General features: G+C 56.4%; 15 protein-coding genes. 10 read left to right on the plus strand and 5 right to left on the minus strand.

The genetic code is table 11. The features are described from left to right. Window positions 1–64 precede the first annotated feature (64 nt). Window positions 65–283, plus strand: a complete 219-nt coding sequence (locus tag DQG23_RS16870; RefSeq protein ID WP_238177915.1) for a hypothetical protein — start codon at window positions 65–67, stop codon at window positions 281–283. Between the two features lie 335 nt (window positions 284–618). Here the strand turns inward: DQG23_RS16870 and cysK are convergent, their stop codons facing one another. Together cysK and DQG23_RS16880 are read right to left on the minus strand one after the other, a co-directional pair. Continuing rightward, window positions 619–1,548 (minus strand): cysteine synthase A, encoded by a 930-nt coding sequence (gene cysK / locus DQG23_RS16875; protein WP_113032039.1) that lies wholly within the window; start codon window positions 1,546–1,548, stop codon window positions 619–621. Window positions 1,549–1,829: 281 nt separating this feature from the next. Then, the gene (locus tag DQG23_RS16880) at window positions 1,830–2,750 is read right to left on the minus strand and encodes an AraC family transcriptional regulator (RefSeq protein WP_113032040.1); all 921 of its coding nucleotides are present in this window, start codon (window positions 2,748–2,750) and stop codon (window positions 1,830–1,832) included. Window positions 2,751–2,934: 184 nt separating this feature from the next. Between DQG23_RS16880 and DQG23_RS16885 the strand changes: the two genes are divergently transcribed. Genes DQG23_RS16885 through DQG23_RS16895 form a run of 3 tightly spaced genes read left to right on the plus strand, consistent with a single transcriptional unit; the run spans window position 2,935 to window position 5,865 of the window. Continuing rightward, window positions 2,935–3,918, plus strand: a complete 984-nt coding sequence (locus DQG23_RS16885; RefSeq protein ID WP_113032041.1) for a Gfo/Idh/MocA family protein — start codon at window positions 2,935–2,937, stop codon at window positions 3,916–3,918. 46 nt (window positions 3,919–3,964) lie between these two features. Further along, window positions 3,965–5,017 carry a Gfo/Idh/MocA family protein gene (locus DQG23_RS16890; protein WP_113032042.1) on the plus strand — a complete coding sequence of 351 codons (1,053 nt, stop codon included), beginning with the start codon at window positions 3,965–3,967 and terminating at the stop codon, window positions 5,015–5,017. Further along, window positions 5,014–5,865, plus strand: a complete 852-nt coding sequence (locus tag DQG23_RS16895) for a sugar phosphate isomerase/epimerase family protein (protein ID WP_113032043.1) — start codon at window positions 5,014–5,016, stop codon at window positions 5,863–5,865. The genes DQG23_RS16890 and DQG23_RS16895 overlap by 4 nt, the downstream gene beginning before the upstream one ends. 105 nt (window positions 5,866–5,970) lie before the next feature. Here DQG23_RS16895 and DQG23_RS16900 read toward each other — a convergent pair whose 3' ends face one another. Next, window positions 5,971–7,467, minus strand: a complete 1,497-nt coding sequence (locus DQG23_RS16900) for a CAP-associated domain-containing protein (protein ID WP_158560561.1) — start codon at window positions 7,465–7,467, stop codon at window positions 5,971–5,973. 235 nt (window positions 7,468–7,702) lie between these two features. On the opposite strand from DQG23_RS16900, the gene DQG23_RS16905 reads away from it, so the two are divergent. The 5 genes from DQG23_RS16905 to DQG23_RS16925 all read left to right on the plus strand — a co-directional run bounded on the left by DQG23_RS16905 (window position 7,703) and on the right by DQG23_RS16925 (window position 12,374). After that, window positions 7,703–8,227 carry a C40 family peptidase gene (locus DQG23_RS16905; protein ID WP_113032045.1) on the plus strand — a complete coding sequence of 175 codons (525 nt, stop codon included), beginning with the start codon at window positions 7,703–7,705 and terminating at the stop codon, window positions 8,225–8,227. 346 nt (window positions 8,228–8,573) lie between these two features. Then, complete coding sequence (locus DQG23_RS16910) at window positions 8,574–9,041, plus strand: zinc ribbon domain-containing protein (protein ID WP_158560562.1); 468 nt, start codon at window positions 8,574–8,576, stop codon at window positions 9,039–9,041. A 324-nt stretch (window positions 9,042–9,365) separates the two neighbouring features. After that, window positions 9,366–10,163: a phosphonoacetaldehyde hydrolase gene (gene phnX / locus DQG23_RS16915; RefSeq protein ID WP_113032047.1), complete on the plus strand. Its 798-nt coding sequence runs from the start codon at window positions 9,366–9,368 to the stop codon at window positions 10,161–10,163. Between the two features lie 48 nt (window positions 10,164–10,211). Beyond that, on the plus strand, window positions 10,212–11,333 hold the full coding sequence (locus DQG23_RS16920) for a 2-aminoethylphosphonate--pyruvate transaminase (RefSeq protein ID WP_113032048.1): 1,122 nt from the start codon (window positions 10,212–10,214) through the stop codon (window positions 11,331–11,333). A 258-nt stretch (window positions 11,334–11,591) separates the two neighbouring features. Then, window positions 11,592–12,374, plus strand: a complete 783-nt coding sequence (locus DQG23_RS16925) for a DeoR/GlpR family DNA-binding transcription regulator (protein WP_113032049.1) — start codon at window positions 11,592–11,594, stop codon at window positions 12,372–12,374. Between the two features lie 281 nt (window positions 12,375–12,655). On the opposite strand, the gene fabF is transcribed toward DQG23_RS16925, so the two are convergent. Continuing rightward, a complete protein-coding gene (gene fabF / locus DQG23_RS16930) occupies window positions 12,656–13,894 on the minus strand; it encodes a beta-ketoacyl-ACP synthase II (RefSeq protein ID WP_113032050.1) in 1,239 nt (412 codons plus the stop codon). 131 nt (window positions 13,895–14,025) lie between these two features. On the opposite strand from fabF, the gene DQG23_RS16935 reads away from it, so the two are divergent. After that, on the plus strand, window positions 14,026–14,874 hold the full coding sequence (locus tag DQG23_RS16935; RefSeq protein WP_113032051.1) for a helix-turn-helix transcriptional regulator: 849 nt from the start codon (window positions 14,026–14,028) through the stop codon (window positions 14,872–14,874). Window positions 14,875–14,891: 17 nt separating this feature from the next. Here the strand turns inward: DQG23_RS16935 and DQG23_RS16940 are convergent, their stop codons facing one another. After that, window positions 14,892–15,104 (minus strand): helix-turn-helix domain-containing protein, encoded by a 213-nt coding sequence (locus DQG23_RS16940; RefSeq protein ID WP_113032052.1) that lies wholly within the window; start codon window positions 15,102–15,104, stop codon window positions 14,892–14,894. Window positions 15,105–15,388: the final 284 nt, after the last annotated feature.

Below are 15,388 nucleotides of genomic sequence, written 5' to 3' on the forward strand. Positions count from 1 at the left end.
AATACAGGCTTCATATTTCTCTAAAAGGTTTCGGTTATGATAAGGAGGAAAGGAGGGGGACTTCATGATTCCTTCGATGATATCCTTCAAAAATAAAGCGATTCCGGTATACCGCATCGATCATAAAGCGAACCTCGACATGTTGAGCAATAAATTGAAAGAGATGGAATACGATTTCGTCTTTCGCAAAAAGCTTAAGCGCGTTTTGTCGGTAGAACTGGTTCGCGACGTGGCCATTTTCAAGTATAACGACGGGACCAAGCTGTATTTGGAAGTTTCGTAAAAAAGAAACGGTCTGCCAAGATGCGTTTCCGCTCGACACGATTTTGCATACGGTATATTAGTGGGATCTGCCTCCCATACGATAAAGAGCCGCTCCGATGAGAGCCGCTCTTTTTTTCGTATGCCGTCAATGGGCGCGGCCGGCCGACTTGTCGGCGGCGGGAGTTTCTCCGCGCTGCGCGCGAGTCCCGGCGCGGTGCTTGGTCACACGTCTGCTTGTCCGAGCGTCGGGAGCGGCGCGCTGCGCGTGAGTCCTCATAATCGGCTCGCCCTCTGCGCAAAGGAGCCGCATCCAACTCTTGCGGTCGAGATTAACGATCTGCGCCAAAAGGCGCGTTACACGTATAAATCGGCGGATAAATAGCGTTCACCCGTATCCGGCAGCAGCGCGACGATCGTTTTACCCTTGTACTCGGGGAGTTTGGCGAGCTCCGCTGCGGCATAGACGGCCGCACCCGACGAAATGCCTACGAGCAAGCCTTCCGTTCTGGCGAGAATCCTCGCGGTTTCGAAGGCGTTGTCGGCGGCTACGGTCATAATCCGGTCGACGGCCGCCCGGTTGAACACCTTTGGCACGAAACCGGCGCCTATGCCCTGAATGCGGTTAGGTCCCGGCCTTCCCCCCGATAAAACGGGCGATTCGGCAGGCTCCACCGCGATGACGGCAATGTTCGGGTTTTTACTCTTCAACGCTTCGCCTACGCCCGAAATCGTCCCCCCGGTGCCTACTCCGGCCACGAACACGTCGACCTGTCCGTCCGTGTCCCGCCATATTTCTTCCGCCGTCGTATCCCGGTGTACGGCCGGATTAGCGGGGTTGTCGAACTGCTGCGGGATGAACGAATGCGGAATTTCGGCCGCCAGCTCGTTCGCTTTGCGGATCGCTCCGCCCATTCCTTCCGCTCCAGGCGTCAGCACGACCTCGGCGCCGAGCGCCTTCAGCAAATTTTTCCGCTCCGCGCTCATCGTTTCCGGCATCGTCAAAATCAGCCGATAGCCTCTGGCAGCCGTTACGAATGCTAGGGCAATGCCCGTATTTCCGCTTGTCGGCTCGATAATGACGGAGTCGCGGGTAATGATTCCTTTCTCTTCGGCATCCTTGATCAGCGCGTAGCCGATCCTATCCTTCACGCTTCCCGCGGGATTGAAATATTCCAGCTTTCCGACGATGGCGGCTTCAAGCCCGCAATGCCGGCTGTAGCCGGCGAGCTCCAGCATAGGCGTGTTTCCGATCAGGTCGGTCAAGTTTTTGGCGATCTTGGACATGGAGGTCCCTCCTTCTTGCTTCGGTCAGTATGCCGATTTAACTTGGCGGAATAATTGTAGTACTTGTACGGACAATGTGCAAACCGGGGTCGTATCCTCGTATAGTCTATTCAACGCAAGTGTGTGTTTTCGGACTACAAGCGACTTTAACGCCGGTAGGCGATTATCGAGAAAGCGAATACTCGTTTTCGAAAATATGTTCCGAGAATGGCATATAGCCCCGCAGGGGGCCGGCGGGGCATCTTTCTCGCAAGCGCCGCTGCTTATCGGTGAGTCCGCGGTTATGCATCCGGCACCTGGCGTTTATTGTCCGCCCCTAACCTGGCTTGTATGCTTTTGGCATAGTCTGTGGGGGTCATGCCGGTCAATTTTTTAAAATCCCTGGAGAAATAGTGAATGCTGCTGTACCCGAGCCGTTCGGCGATTTCGGTCATGCTGCTCGTCTCTTCGCGAATGATGACTTTGGCTTGCTCCGTGCGGATTTTGCGTACGTAATCGGAGATGCCGCAGCCGAACCTTTTTTTGAAGGCGTCGTACAAGTGCGTCCTGCTTACCGCAAACCTGCGGCAAAGCGCAGGCATGGACAGGTCGCCTCCCAGGTTTTCCTCGATATGGACGAGAAGCCTGTCGACAACCGATTTCTCCCGGTTTTCCTGAGGGGCGGCCGGCAGCTTCGGCGTCGAACGGTTCGATCCGGCACGGCGCAGGAGCGAAACCAATAAAATCTCGAAATAGTTTCTCACCATCTGCTGGCTGCCGAGCAGAGCCTGATCGTTGAACCGGAACGTTCCGGCTTTCCGGTTCCGGTCGAGCGGAGGCGGGAGGAAGGCATGATTGCCTTCCCGGATCAGCTGCGAAAGGACAAGTCTTTCTTCATCGTTTAGCCGGAATGTCCGGCCTGCAAGCCGCTTGATCGCGGCGGAACGACATTCGAACGAAAGGATCATGACGTTGGGAGGCGTAACCGGCTTCGTCTGGCTGCGGCGGATCACGCCGGGCGGGACGAATAGGCAGTCGCCTTGCTTCATCGCGAACGTGTCCGACTCCGCGCTGAACTCCCATTCCCCTTTGTCCACGTAAAACAGCTGCCAAAAGTCGTAGCAATCCTGTGCCTGAAAGCTTTTGGGATACTCGGAATAGTGGAAGCTGATGATGGTGTCTACGTTGACGATCCGGCTCAGCTTAAGCTTGGGCAGTTGCATCGTTAGGCCCTCCTCCGGGCGGATATGCTTTTGTATCACTTCTCCGCCGCACCGCCGTTTCCTGCTTGCGGATGTTCGAACGAAAGTGCAAATTTGGGCGCCGAAAGAACAAAGCTTTTGAAGGACGTTCAAGCTATGATGAGGTCAGGTGCGCACCACCAGCAAATATGCGGAGGGTATCGAAATGACAAAGCAAATTCGCACGGCGGTTGTCGGTTTGAATATGGGTTTGACGCATGCTTATGCGTTTCACGAGTCGGAAAAATCGGATTTACGCTGGGTCGTCGACCTGGACGAAGCCAAGGCAAAGTCGGTTGCCGAAGATCTTGGCTGCGGGTATACGACGGATTGGACGACGATCCTGGACGATATCGATGCGATCAGCTTCTGTACGCCTCATCATCTCCATGCGCCGCAATCGCTGCAGGCGATCGCCGCAGGCAAGCATGTGCTCGTCGAGAAGCCGCTTGCCAATACGGAAGAGGAGTGCCTTCAAGTCATACGTGCGGCCGAGGAGAAAAATGTAAAGCTGATGGTCGCCTACGTAATGCGCTACGTGCCGGGTGTCGTTCGGCTGAAGGAAGTGCTGGACAGCGGCAAGTATGGCCGGCCGATCAATGCGAACTGTTGGATCGAAGGCTTCCTGCCGCCGAGCCCGGGAAGCTGGTTTTCGCGTAAAGATATGCTAGGCGGCGGGGTTCTGTTCAGCCATGGCTGCCATTACGTCGATCTGATGCTCTGGTTTTTCGGCAAGCCGGACCGTGTGACCTCGCTTGGCACGCATGCAGGGACAGAGTGGATGGAGGGCGAGGGTACGTCGCACGCCACGATTCTTTTCGAGAGCGGAACGCTTGGCCATGTAAGCTGCAGTTGGGGAATTCGGCATGCCGAGCCGCCTGCTCTGTTCCATATCCATACGACCGAGGGGCTTCTTGCGCTTTCCAGAGATTGTCTTGAAATCACAGCAACCACGAGTACAGGCAAGGAGGTTATTTATACGGGAGAACGGAATCCGGAGAGGTCGAGCAACACGAAATACGAGATCGAGCATTTTCTGTCGAGCATTGCCGAAGACCGCGTTCCTGAGACGAACGGCTGGGATGCGCTGCAGTCGCACCGGACGATCTGGGCGGCCTACGCTGCCGAAGGCGTTAAAGTAAAGGAATAGCGGCAAGGAACGGAACAAGAAGAAGCAAAATAAGGAGGTCCATATTATGCTCAAAATCGGCATCATCGGCTGCGGGCTGATGGGAAGCTTGCACGCGCGCACGCTTCGGCAAATGCCGGACGTGCAAATCGCCGCGCTGTACAATCGTTCGCGCGATAAGGCGGAGCTATTAAGCAAGGAAGTAGGGGGCAGCGTATACGACAGCTACGAGCAGCTGCTCGATCAGGATATCGATGCCGTATGGGTAGCGACGCCGGACCATTTGCATACGGATATTTCCATCGCCGCCTTGGAGGCGGGCAAGCATCTTTTCCTGGAGAAGGTTATTGCGACCTCGCCGGAGGACGCCGCCCGCATCATCGCCGCCGGCGCCAAACGGCCCGATCTGAAGGCGATGGTCGGCTATCCGCTGCGCTTCTCGCCGGGGTACCGGAAGATGAAGGAAATATTGTCGCAACCGGATGCGGGGAATGTGCTGCAGGCATGGTCGATGCGCACGCATTTTCTCGTTCCGACCCAGAGGGTGTACGACAAATACCGCGATCATTACTACGATACGCCGAATTGGTATTTTGACGGCAGCGATAAAGCGGGGCCGATCTATTCGCACGCGTCCCACGATTACGATCTGCTGCACTGGTATGGCGGGGATATCGAAAGCGTATTCGCTTATGGCGCCAACAGCCCCGTATCAGGCGGGGTCACAGACGCGTTCACGCTGGCGATCCGTTACGCAAGCGGTGCGATCGCTCACGTCAGCACGCCTTGGGTGACGCGGGTCGAGAACGATGCGACGGGTGTCGCCACGGACCGCCTGACCGTCGTCAATACGAACGGCGAGCTGCGCGTGAAGGACGACAACGGGCCGGAGGAACGGATCCAATTTGCGGAGAACGATATGTGGGAGAAGCTGAACGGTCATTTTGTCGCATGCGTTCGCGATAATGTCCAGCCTCTCGTTACGCTCGAAGACGGACTGCGTGCGATCGCCGTTTCGGAGGCGGCTATCCGTTCGCTGCGCGAACGCCGCGAGGTGGCTGTCGATTACGGTCCTGCAGCGTCCAGACGGGAAGCTGCAAGCGGGGGGGACGGGGCATGATCAAGCTCGCTTGCATGACATGGCCGTACACGGCATACTCGTTCGAGCGGGCGCTGCAGGGTATCGCCGGCGCCGGCTACCGCTACGTGGCCTTCGGATTGCCGCATGAAGGCAGGCAAATACCGGAGAGCGGGGATGAAGCGGAGGCTGCGGAGATCGTCCGCCAGCTGGACCGTTTCGGACTGAAGGCGGCCATGCTGGTCGGCACGCCTTGGATTGCCCCGGGGCAGCCGGTTGAACGCGCGGCCCGTTTGTTCGCTTTTGCGCGGATGGTAGGTGCGGACGAGGTAATCAGTCTCGGAACGTGGGGCTTCCGCCAATTCCCGGATCAGCCGATCGACGCTAGCGAGCGCACGGCAGCCGACGAGGAATTCGCAGCGCAGCTGCGGCTTGTGGCTGTCGAAGCGGAACGCGCGGGCGTAACGGTGACGCTGAAGCCGCATACCGGCAACACGGCCACGGCTGACGTACTGAAGCGGACGCTGGCGTCGATCGGATCGCCTGCCGTCAAGGCGTCTTACGATCCGGGCAATGTGAGCTACTACGAGGGGATCGACCCTGCCGAAGATTTGGCGGCGATTGCGGATCAAACCGTATCGATCATCGCCAAAGATCATCGCGGCGCGCGCGGCAACGTCGATTTCCCGATACCGGGCAGAGGCGATGTCGATTTCGCCGCGATCTTCCGAACGCTGCGCACGAACGGGTTTGCAGGGCCGGTCGTCGTCGAGCGCCTCGACGGCACGGACAGCGGCCCATTGTCCGCCGACGAGCTCGACCGCCGCATTGCGGATGCCCGCAGCGAGCTGGTGAAGCTGCTGGCGGATGCCGGATTTGCAGCGGAATAACAGGTGCCCGCCGTCTTCGGCGGCACAACCCAAAGAACCTCCATTCCCGCCGGTCAAAAAGGGATGGAGGTTCTTGTTTTACATAGACGCAGCGGGGAGCTCCCGCTAACGCAATGGGGTAAAAAAGTTCTGCGTATAGTACATGCTCATATCCCCGCCAAAATGGATGCCGACGCCGAGCCGGGAAATGTCCGCCAGCAGGTTGTTGCGGTGCCCTAGAGAATTCATCCAGCCGGCATGGGCGTAAATCGCGTTCCGCTGTCCTGCGGCGATGTTCTCCGCCGCCGTGCGGTAAACGATTCCATTCGCCTCCATCCGGTCAAACGGGGATTCGCCCTTCAGGTTCGTATGATCGAAGTAATCCTGCTTCGCCATGTCTTCGCTGTGCTTCCTTGCCGTATCCGCCGCTTTGTCGTCCCAAGCGAACGGCGCCAGACCGAAACGGGCGCGCGAGGCGTTCGCTTGATCGAATATTTGCTTCTCGAAGCTGCTGCGCAGCTCTTCGCTGAACGGCGGGAAGTACGACTGCTGTGAATCTTCCGTCGCTTTATCGACGAGCTGAACGGCAGAGGCGGTGTTGTTTTTATGCTTATCGAAGAAAATGGTCGCGTAGCTGTCGTCAACCCTATAAACGGCTACCTCGTTACTGGCGTAAGAGTCCAAAATGTTCCCTTTGGCCAGCTTGATCGGCTTTCCGTAAATCGCTTCGACGTCGGACGCGCTTGTGCCGATTTTCACGCCGGTGTCGGAGCTCCAGTTATCGGCGTTGGAGAACAGCGCGACGATTTTGCCGGCTTGAATGCCGACTTGCGCATAGTTGCTGTAGTCGCTGTTGTAGATGTACCAGCTGAAGCCGTATTCGCTTGCGTCCTTGCGGGCGGGTTGTCCCAGCTTGGCGATCACGGATGCCTCCGTCTGCCCGAGCTGCAAGCCGCTTACCGTAAACGCAGCTTCTTCGGCAAGGGCTTCTGCGGGTCCGTCCGTAACGGCAGTGCGTTTATCCTTCATGTTCTTAATGAATTGAACCGCTTCTGCACGGGTCAACTGGTCATATTGCCCGAAGCCTTCAACGGTATCGGCCGTTTTGCCGCTGGCGAGCCCTTGGGCAAGCAAAAAGCGGATCGCGCCTTCGACCGTCTCACTCCGACCTTGCGTCGTAGCGATAAGCTGCGCCACATTGCCGCGGTTGAACTGATCCGCCGACGTCACCTGGCGCACGGCCCATCTTTTTTCGCCTGCTACGCGATAGTACGGCGCATACCAAGGCTCCCCTGCGCTTGGCGAGCCTGCCTGGATTTCCGGGTAAGCCCGCAGCAGCATCGCCAAAAATTCCGGCTCCGCCACCTTGTTGTCCGGCTTGAAAGTGCCGTCCTCGTAGCCGTCTACAACGCGCTGTTGTACGGCCCAGCGGATCGTATCCGCTGCCCAATGGTTCGCGGCGTCCGTGAAAGAGCCGGACGGATTCGCCAGGCTTTTGACGTCCCCTGCCGCTTCGGCCTTATGCGGACCGCTAGGCAAGCCTGTGCAGCCCGCAGCTGTTATGGCGAACGCCGCTGCGATCATAAGCAGATTGCGTTTGACGCCTGTCGAACTAGTTGTCATCATACACCCCCTTTATGGACAACATTCGACAAAATCTATCAATTTCCTTCCGTAACATGGTTGGTATGGATAAATTAGCGATGGGAATTGTCGGGAAAATCAGTTGATATCGCCGTTCGAAACGGGGAATCTTACAAATGTTCCTAGCAGATGAATTATTTTAGTAATTACCACTTCCTAGCACCTATGCTATACTCCTACCAGAAAAGCCACTAAAGACTACTGGGAGGACATCATGAAAAAACATAACTTGCTAACTCGAACCGTTGTCGGTGTAGGCTGTCTCTCTTTGCTTCTGACCTCCGGCCTTGTTGCGGCTCCGAATTCGGCTTATGCGGCAACAGCCACAACTCAGGCTGCGTCTTCGGCATCTGTGAAAGCGGATAAAATTATCGCGAAAGCCAAGTCGCTGCAGGGCAAAGTGCGTTACAAATACGGCGTGAACGATACGAAAAATTTCGTTTTCGACTGCTCCTCGTTTACCAAGTATGTGTTCGCATCGCAAGGCGTCTCGCTTAAATGGGGCACGAGCGTTCAAAGCAAGCAGGGCACTTACGTAGCCAAAAGCAACTTGAAGAAGGGCGACCTTATTTTCCTGAGCGTAGGCACGCCGGGCAAAATCAACCATGTCGGCATCTACATCGGAGACGGGAAATTCATTCATAACACAATCGGCAAATCGGTAAACGGCGTGATTATCAGCGATTTGAATTCGGCTACATATACCAAACGTTACATCACAGCCAGACGGGTATTGTAGCATGTGAAGGAGGGGACAAGCTCCCCTTTTTTTGCATTCGTTTACGTTGCGAGTGAGCTGTAGTTCTTATTGCCTGACAATGCTTTAATCTTCGCTCCGAATGCCGCCGATACGTGTCGAGCGTATTCAAGCTTATGTTCCGAGACGGCTTTCCGAAAGCGCTTCACGCTTGGCCCATGCCGCGAATCCGGCCGAAAATTCCGATTCCCCGGAACCGAATGAAGACATTCAATATGCGCTGCCCGGCCGGGTTATATTTCCCGCTTTATCGCACTATGTTATATTAATGAATAGATTAACCGTATGCGCTTTGACGCAAGATTCATTAATGATTAGGGGGATACCGATGGGATTTCTCGACAAGCTGAAGGAAGGCGCAACCAAGGCGGCCGACAAAGCGAAGGAAACGGTCGAAGTGACCAGATTGAACACGCAAATTTCCGGTAAAAAAAGGGACATTGAGCGTAGCTACGCCAAGATAGGCGAAACGGTGTTTCAAGCCTATGCTGATGGCGATTTGAGCGCGGCGGAGCCTGAGATCCAAACGCTCAGCCAGGATATTATCGGGTGGCAGAAGGAAATCGCCGCTTTGGAGCAGAAGATCAAAGAAGTAAAAAACGAGAAGGATTGCGTATGCGGGAAGGTCGTGCCTTTGGATGCGAAGTTTTGTCAAGGGTGCGGGCATAAGTTCGAGGAACCTGTCCAGCCTGTAGGGGCGGCGGTTACCGTCGTTCAAGCGAATTGCCCTTCCTGCGCCAGCGTCATCGAGGAAGATGCGCGGTTTTGCGGCAATTGCGGACATACGCTGGCCTAAAGCGCCGGCGAAATCTTTACAATCTTATAGAGTTGAGACCCCGTTCCGCCTAGGTGTGGAGCGGGGTGTTTTTTTTTGTCTGATAAACAACTTAAAAACAACTAAAAGCAATTGAAACAATTTCTTAACATTTAGATTACACTGCGTTAACAATCAAGGTTTACAGTATGAATACAAAGAAAACAGCAAGAGCATTAAGGTGATGGATTGTGGTATTGGTTGCGTTTTTTGGAACAAAAGGATACTGCTAGCCGCGGGTTGATGCATGACATGGTGTTTGAATCGGATGAAATCAGCACTAATTTGGAACAGGGGGCAATATTGATGATTAAAGCGGTTATGGCCGATTGGGCCGGCACGATGGTTGATTACGGGTGCTTTGCGCCGATGCGGGTTTTTGTGGAGGTGTTCCGGCAAAAAGGCGTCGCGATTACCGATGAAGAGGCCCGCGGCCCGATGGGACTGCTGAAGCGCGATCATATTCGGGCGATCTGCCGGATGGAGCGGGTGGCTGAAGCTTGGCGCGAAAAGTACGGGCGGTTTCCGGACGAGAACGATGTGAACGAGCTGTACGCATTGTTCGAACCGATGCTCCTGTCGATTCTGCACGATTACGCCGAGCCCATTCCGGGGGCGGTGGAGCTTGCGGCCCGGCTTCGCGAAAGAGGGATTCTCATCGGCTCGACGACGGGCTACACGGCCGAGATGATGCAAATCGTGGCGGCTGAGGCGAAAAAACGCGGCTATGCGCCGGACATGCTCGTGACGCCGGACGATGTTCCGGCAGGCCGGCCGTATCCGTGGATGATTTACGAGAACGCGAAGGCGCTTGGCGTTTATCCGCTGTCGCATATCGTCAAAGTGGGCGACACGATCAGCGACATGCAGGAGGGTGTCAACGCCGGCCTATGGACGGTCGGCGTCGTGCTGGGAAGCAGCGAGCTGGGCATGAGCGAAGAGAAGGTTCGCGTTTGCGATCCTGCGGAGCTTGATAAGCGGATTCGCGAGATCGGCGAGCGATTCCGGGCAGCCGGCGCTCACTATGCGATTGAGCATATCGGGCGGCTCGACGAGGCGATCGACGACATAAATCGGCGTTTGGCGGCGGGAGAAAGACCGTGATTGCCGGCTTGGAACCGGATGACGACATACCAGAAAGGGAGATCTCACATGAATAATGAAAAGCTGCAGCTTCCGGAAAACCCTTATTTACTTCTGACGCCGGGGCCGCTTACGACGACGCCGTCCGTCAAGGCGGCGATGCTTCGCGACTGGTGCACGTGGGACAACGAATATAACGGACTTGTGCAGGACATTCGCTTCAAGCTGGCGCGTTTGGCTTCGGCGAGCGATCCGCAGCGGTATTCGGCGGTGCTGATGCAGGGAAGCGGAACGTTTGCGGTTGAGGCGGCAATCGGCTCCGTCATTCCGCGGGACGGCAAGCTGCTCGTACTGGCAAACGGCGCATACGGGCAGCGAATCGCCCAAATCGCGCAGGTGCTCGGCATCGCGACTACGGTCGTCGATTTCGGCGAGCTGGCTCCCGTCGATGCGCATGCCGTAGAAGCGGCGTTAGCCGAAGACGCGGCCATTACGCACGCAGCCGTTGTCCATACGGAAACGACGACCGGTATGATCAATCCGCTGGCCGAAATCGCCCGGACCGTCAAGGCGCACGGCCGAACGCTCATTGTCGACGCGATGAGCAGCTTCGGCGGCGTGGAGCTTGATGCAGCCGCGCTTGGCATCGATTTTCTGATCAGCAGCGCGAACAAATGCATCCAAGGCGTACCCGGCTTCGGCTTCGTCATAGCCGATATCGAAGCCCTGCAGGCCTGCAAAGGCCGGGCCCGCTCGCTGTCGCTCGACCTATATGATCAATGGGTCACGATGGAGCGGCATGGCGGCAAATGGCGCTTCACTTCGCCGACGCATGTCGTGCGGGCATTCGCGCAGGCGCTGCTGGAGCTGGAGGAGGAAGGCGGCATCGCGGCGCGGGCCGCCAGGTATGCAGGCAATCAGGCCAAGCTGACGGACGGCATGGAGCGGCTCGGGTTCCGTACGCTGCTGCCTAGGCCGCAGCAATCGCCGATCATTACGGCGTTTCATGAGCCGGAACCCGCCGCGTTTACATTCGGCGCGTTTTACGAGCGGCTCAAGAAGGCGGGCTTCGTCATCTATCCCGGCAAGCTGACGAACGCGAGCACCTTCCGCATCGGCAACATCGGAGACGTGCACGCCGCCGATATCGATCGTTTGCTGGAAGCGATCGAGGGGAACCGGTTCTGGTAGGGACGCGCGGTACGCGGTCAGGAGCGAATCACGGGCAACACGAGGTTTGACTGCCGCCGTAACCGAGCGCTCGCGCGCCGGGAGTTGAGATAGATGCGGATAAATCGTTTTTCCGGACGCGTGAAGCCAAACGGCGACCGGATCGGCCGGCCTACTGGATTGCATCAGCCAATACTTGTATAATCTGAATAAAAGCCGTAAAAACGGCGTTGTGCGGTTATTCGTTTATGCAAGGACGGACTAAAGGGGGAGCGTTCCATGTCACTCGTAGGGGAAGAACGGAAAGCGATTATTTTGAACCTGCTTAATCTTGAGGGGAAGGTAAAGACGAACGACTTGGTCGAGCGGCTTCAGGTTTCCTCCGAGACGGTACGCCGGTACCTGGAGGAAATGGAAGCGGAGAATAAGCTGCGCAAGGTTTACGGCGGCGCGATCAAGATCAAGCATGACCGGGAGGAGCCGTCCCACTTCAAGCGCGAAGTTTTGTGGGCGGAGGAAAAAAAGCGGATCGGCGCTGCCGCCGCCAAGCTGGTGCAGGAGGGGGACGTCATCGTTATCGATGACGGGACGACGCCGCTGCAAATGATTCCGGCCTTGTCCGGCATCGGCCGCCTGACGATCGTTACGCCGTCGATAACCGCTCTGTCGCTTCTGGTGCAGCTTCAAAATCAAGGCATGTTCGATGGCGACATCTACTTTATCGGAGGCAAGGTCAACGCTAAGCATTACCGGGTGGCCGGATCGATCGCCGAGAAAATGATGGCCAATTTCCACGTCGATAAAGCGTTCATTTCAATCGACGGCATTACCCATAAGTCGGCTACGAGCTTCGATTCGGATAAATCGCAGCTGGGGCGGCAGTTCGTCGATCATGCGGACGAAACGATCGTGCTCGCCGACCATTCGAAAATCGGCGCAAACACGTTTTATAGAATTTGCGATTTGAAGGAAATCGATACGATAGTCTGCAATGTGCCGGCGCCGGAGGAATGGAAGACGGAGCTCGGGAAGAAGGATATCAATTGGATCGTGGCGGAATAGCCGCCTGACATTCATTCATATGCTCGCGAGCAAAGAAACCATGGCGCACCCACCGGAAAAGGGCTGCCATGGTTTTTTTCTAAATGCCAGAAGTATATTCTCCGCTGATTTATTTCCCGGTAAACGCGCTCGTCCAAGCTTTTGCTTACGAAGTCGCTTTCTTCGAAAGCGTTTAGGACGGCGAAGACGCTTTTACGAAAATGCTCGATCGCCGCGCCGAATTTTCATCCTAGCCTGTGCCTTGATGGGCATGAGCGTGTATCCATATTTGGTTGTGCCGCCTATTCCTCGAACGCCTGCAGAACGATCACCGCATTATGGCCGCCGAAGCCGAAGGAGTTGGATATGCCGATCCGGATATCGGCTTTGCGGGCAACGTTCGGTACGGTATCGAGATCGCAATCCGGATCCGGCAACTCTTGATTGATTGTCGGAGGGATGATGCCCTCCTGCAAGCTTTTGACCAGTGCGATCGCTTCCGCCCCGCCGGCGGCTCCGAACATATGGCCGGTCATGGATTTGTTGGCCGTAACGGGGATGCGGTAAGCGTGTTCGCCGAACAGCCGCTTGATCGCAAGCGTTTCCGAGCGGTCGCCCAGTCCGGTGCTCGTCGCATGTGCGCTAATTACGTCGATGTCTTCGGGAAGCAAGCCCGCTTCCCGAATGGCCGCTTTCATCGCCTGATAAGCGCCCGCCCCTTCCGGATGGGTGGCGACTACGTGATAGGCGTCGGAGCTGGCGCCGTAGCCGGTCACTTCCGCTAAGATGCGGGCATTGCGCCCCTTGGCGTGTGCGTACGATTCCAGCACCAGAATGCCTGAGCCTTCCGCCATGACGAAGCCGTCGCGGCCTGCGTCGAACGGGCGGCTGGCCCGAGCCGGCTCGTCGTTGCGGGCGGATAAGGCGGTGGCGTTGCCGAAGCTCGCCAGCGAAATATCGGAGATAGCCGCCTCCGCTCCTCCGGCAAACACTACGTCGGCGCCGCCTGCGCGGATGAGCCGGAACGCTTCGCCGATAGCGGTATTGCCGATAGAGCAGGCGGTAACGGGCGACATTGTCGGTCCGCACGCGCCGAAAGCGATGCTGATCGTCGCCGCTGCCATATTCGATATCATCATCGGCACAAGCAGCGGACTTACCCGTTCGGGACCGCGTTCTCTCAGGATAGCGTCCTGCTCGAGCAGCGTCTGAATGCCGCCGATGCCTGAACCGACATAAACGCCGATCCGTTCGCGGTCCGCCTGCTCCAGCTGCAAACCGGCATCGTCCCGCGCCTGCTCCGCAGCAGCCAGCGCAAATTGGCAAAACCGGTCCATTCTGCGCGCCTCTTTACGGCCGAACCTTGCGTCGGCATCAAAATCCCGCACGATTCCGGCTATTTTCGTTTTATGTCTGCTCGTATCGAAGGAATCAATCGCAGAAATGCCGGATTGCCCTTCCTTCAAGCGGCTCCAAAAGGTGCCGACATCGTTGCCGAGCGGCGATATGACGCCCATTCCGGTAATGACGACTCTTTCCATATTCGCAATCCCTCCTGCTTCGTTTCGTAATACGTTTACTATTCCATAGTGCGTATCCTATTACAAGTTGGTGTTTATCCTAGTATAATCAATACTATGCAAAGACTTGGAGAAATAAAGAGGGGACGTATATGAACAATCAAGCCAGACTTCAAGCGCTTTCGCTTTTTCTGAAGGCGCAGCGCGCCAAGCTCTCTCCGGAATCGGCCGGCTTGCCGGCAGGGACGCGCAGAAGAACGCCCGGTTTGCGCAGGGAGGAGGTTGCCCAGCTGGCCGGGGTCAGTACGACCTGGTACACTTGGCTCGAGCAGGGCAGGGACATCAAGGTATCGGCATCGGTGCTGGATTGCGTGGCTGCAGCGCTGAGGCTGACGGTCGACGAGCGCAAATATTTATTCGCTTTGGCGCTGGAGGCGAATCCGGGGACGGTGCTTCGCAACGAACGGCAGCCCCAAATAAGCCCGTCGCTGCAAAAGATTTTACAGGAGCTGCGCTACTGCCCGACCATCGTATCCGACAGGCGCTGTCAGATTGTAGCATGGAACGAAGCGGCGTCCTGCGTGTTTTTGGATTTCGAGCAAGTCCCGCCGGAGGAGCGAAATATGATCCGGTTGTTGTTCGCCAGGAAGGAATTCCGCAGTTTGGCGGTCAATTGGGAGCATTTCGTCAAAGATTTTCTGGCTATTTTCCGCGCCTATTACGGTCAATATGTAGAGGATGAATGGTACGAACGGTTTCTGCAGGAAATGGGCGGCCTATATCCCGACTTCAACCGCCTCTGGGAGCAGAGCCATGTCAGCACCGCCCCGGAGGTTCTCATCGAGTTCCGGCACGCCAAAGCGGGCAAAATGTTGTTCCATCTGCTTTCCTTGCAGGTGCAGGGCGATGCGGATTTGCGCTGCAGCATGTATACGCCCGCGCCGGAATCGCTGACGGAATCGAAGCTTAAGCGGCTTATGGAGCGAGCCGGAGAAGCTTAGCGAGAGCTTACGGCCGATTATGCCGGCGACAGCTCATATAGCCCGCGAACGTCGCAGCCAAGCGTATCGGCGATCGAGATTGCGACCTGAAGCGGCATAATCCGTTTGTTGTCGGCGTAGTCCTTTAAACGCTCAGGCTTGTATAAAAGAGCTTGCGCAAGCCCGTTCGCCGTCACGCCCCGTTCCTCCATTCGTTTCTGCAGCAGGCAGCGGCCAAGTTGAAGTTTCATAGCGTTAATCCTCCGTACCCTGTAGTATGGCTGACACCAACAGTGTTCCAAGAAAGCGCGGAAGTTAATCGGCCCCAAAAGAACGAGGTCTGACAATCGCCGTGTGAACAAGCACCGCGCGCCGGGAATGCCGGGCGTTCCGAAATTACGAGACCGGCACGGTACTCCCGCACAGGGAAGCGCTTGCCTGGTGTTACCCTTCATTTTACTTTCATCATGAATAATTAACTACGCGAACAAATGTTTGTGGATTATTTCTGTGGATAAGTGGATAACTTGTGGGC

Source organism: Paenibacillus contaminans, assembly GCF_003285015.1.
Taxonomy (GTDB): Bacteria; Bacillota; Bacilli; order Paenibacillales; family NBRC-103111; genus Paenibacillus_V; species Paenibacillus_V contaminans.

What these genes read in the sequence shown, in the direction of transcription:
- DQG23_RS16880 (WP_113032040.1), bottom strand. Translation starts at nt 2,750, where the DNA reads ATGCAACTGCCCAAGCTTAAGCTGAGCCGGATCGTCAACGTAGACACC.
- DQG23_RS16905 (WP_113032045.1), top strand. Translation starts at nt 7,703, where the DNA reads ATGAAAAAACATAACTTGCTAACTCGAACCGTTGTCGGTGTAGGCTGT.
- DQG23_RS16895 (WP_113032043.1), top strand. Translation starts at nt 5,014, where the DNA reads ATGATCAAGCTCGCTTGCATGACATGGCCGTACACGGCATACTCGTTC.
- cysK (WP_113032039.1), bottom strand. Translation starts at nt 1,548, where the DNA reads ATGTCCAAGATCGCCAAAAACTTGACCGACCTGATCGGAAACACGCCT.
- DQG23_RS16890 (WP_113032042.1), top strand. Translation starts at nt 3,965, where the DNA reads ATGCTCAAAATCGGCATCATCGGCTGCGGGCTGATGGGAAGCTTGCAC.
- DQG23_RS16870 (WP_238177915.1), top strand. Translation starts at nt 65, where the DNA reads ATGATTCCTTCGATGATATCCTTCAAAAATAAAGCGATTCCGGTATAC.
- DQG23_RS16940 (WP_113032052.1), bottom strand. Translation starts at nt 15,104, where the DNA reads ATGAAACTTCAACTTGGCCGCTGCCTGCTGCAGAAACGAATGGAGGAA.
- fabF (WP_113032050.1), bottom strand. Translation starts at nt 13,894, where the DNA reads ATGGAAAGAGTCGTCATTACCGGAATGGGCGTCATATCGCCGCTCGGC.
- phnX (WP_113032047.1), top strand. Translation starts at nt 9,366, where the DNA reads ATGATTAAAGCGGTTATGGCCGATTGGGCCGGCACGATGGTTGATTAC.
- DQG23_RS16925 (WP_113032049.1), top strand. Translation starts at nt 11,592, where the DNA reads ATGTCACTCGTAGGGGAAGAACGGAAAGCGATTATTTTGAACCTGCTT.
- DQG23_RS16900 (WP_158560561.1), bottom strand. Translation starts at nt 7,467, where the DNA reads ATGACAACTAGTTCGACAGGCGTCAAACGCAATCTGCTTATGATCGCA.
- DQG23_RS16920 (WP_113032048.1), top strand. Translation starts at nt 10,212, where the DNA reads ATGAATAATGAAAAGCTGCAGCTTCCGGAAAACCCTTATTTACTTCTG.
- DQG23_RS16935 (WP_113032051.1), top strand. Translation starts at nt 14,026, where the DNA reads ATGAACAATCAAGCCAGACTTCAAGCGCTTTCGCTTTTTCTGAAGGCG.
- DQG23_RS16910 (WP_158560562.1), top strand. Translation starts at nt 8,574, where the DNA reads ATGGGATTTCTCGACAAGCTGAAGGAAGGCGCAACCAAGGCGGCCGAC.
- DQG23_RS16885 (WP_113032041.1), top strand. Translation starts at nt 2,935, where the DNA reads ATGACAAAGCAAATTCGCACGGCGGTTGTCGGTTTGAATATGGGTTTG.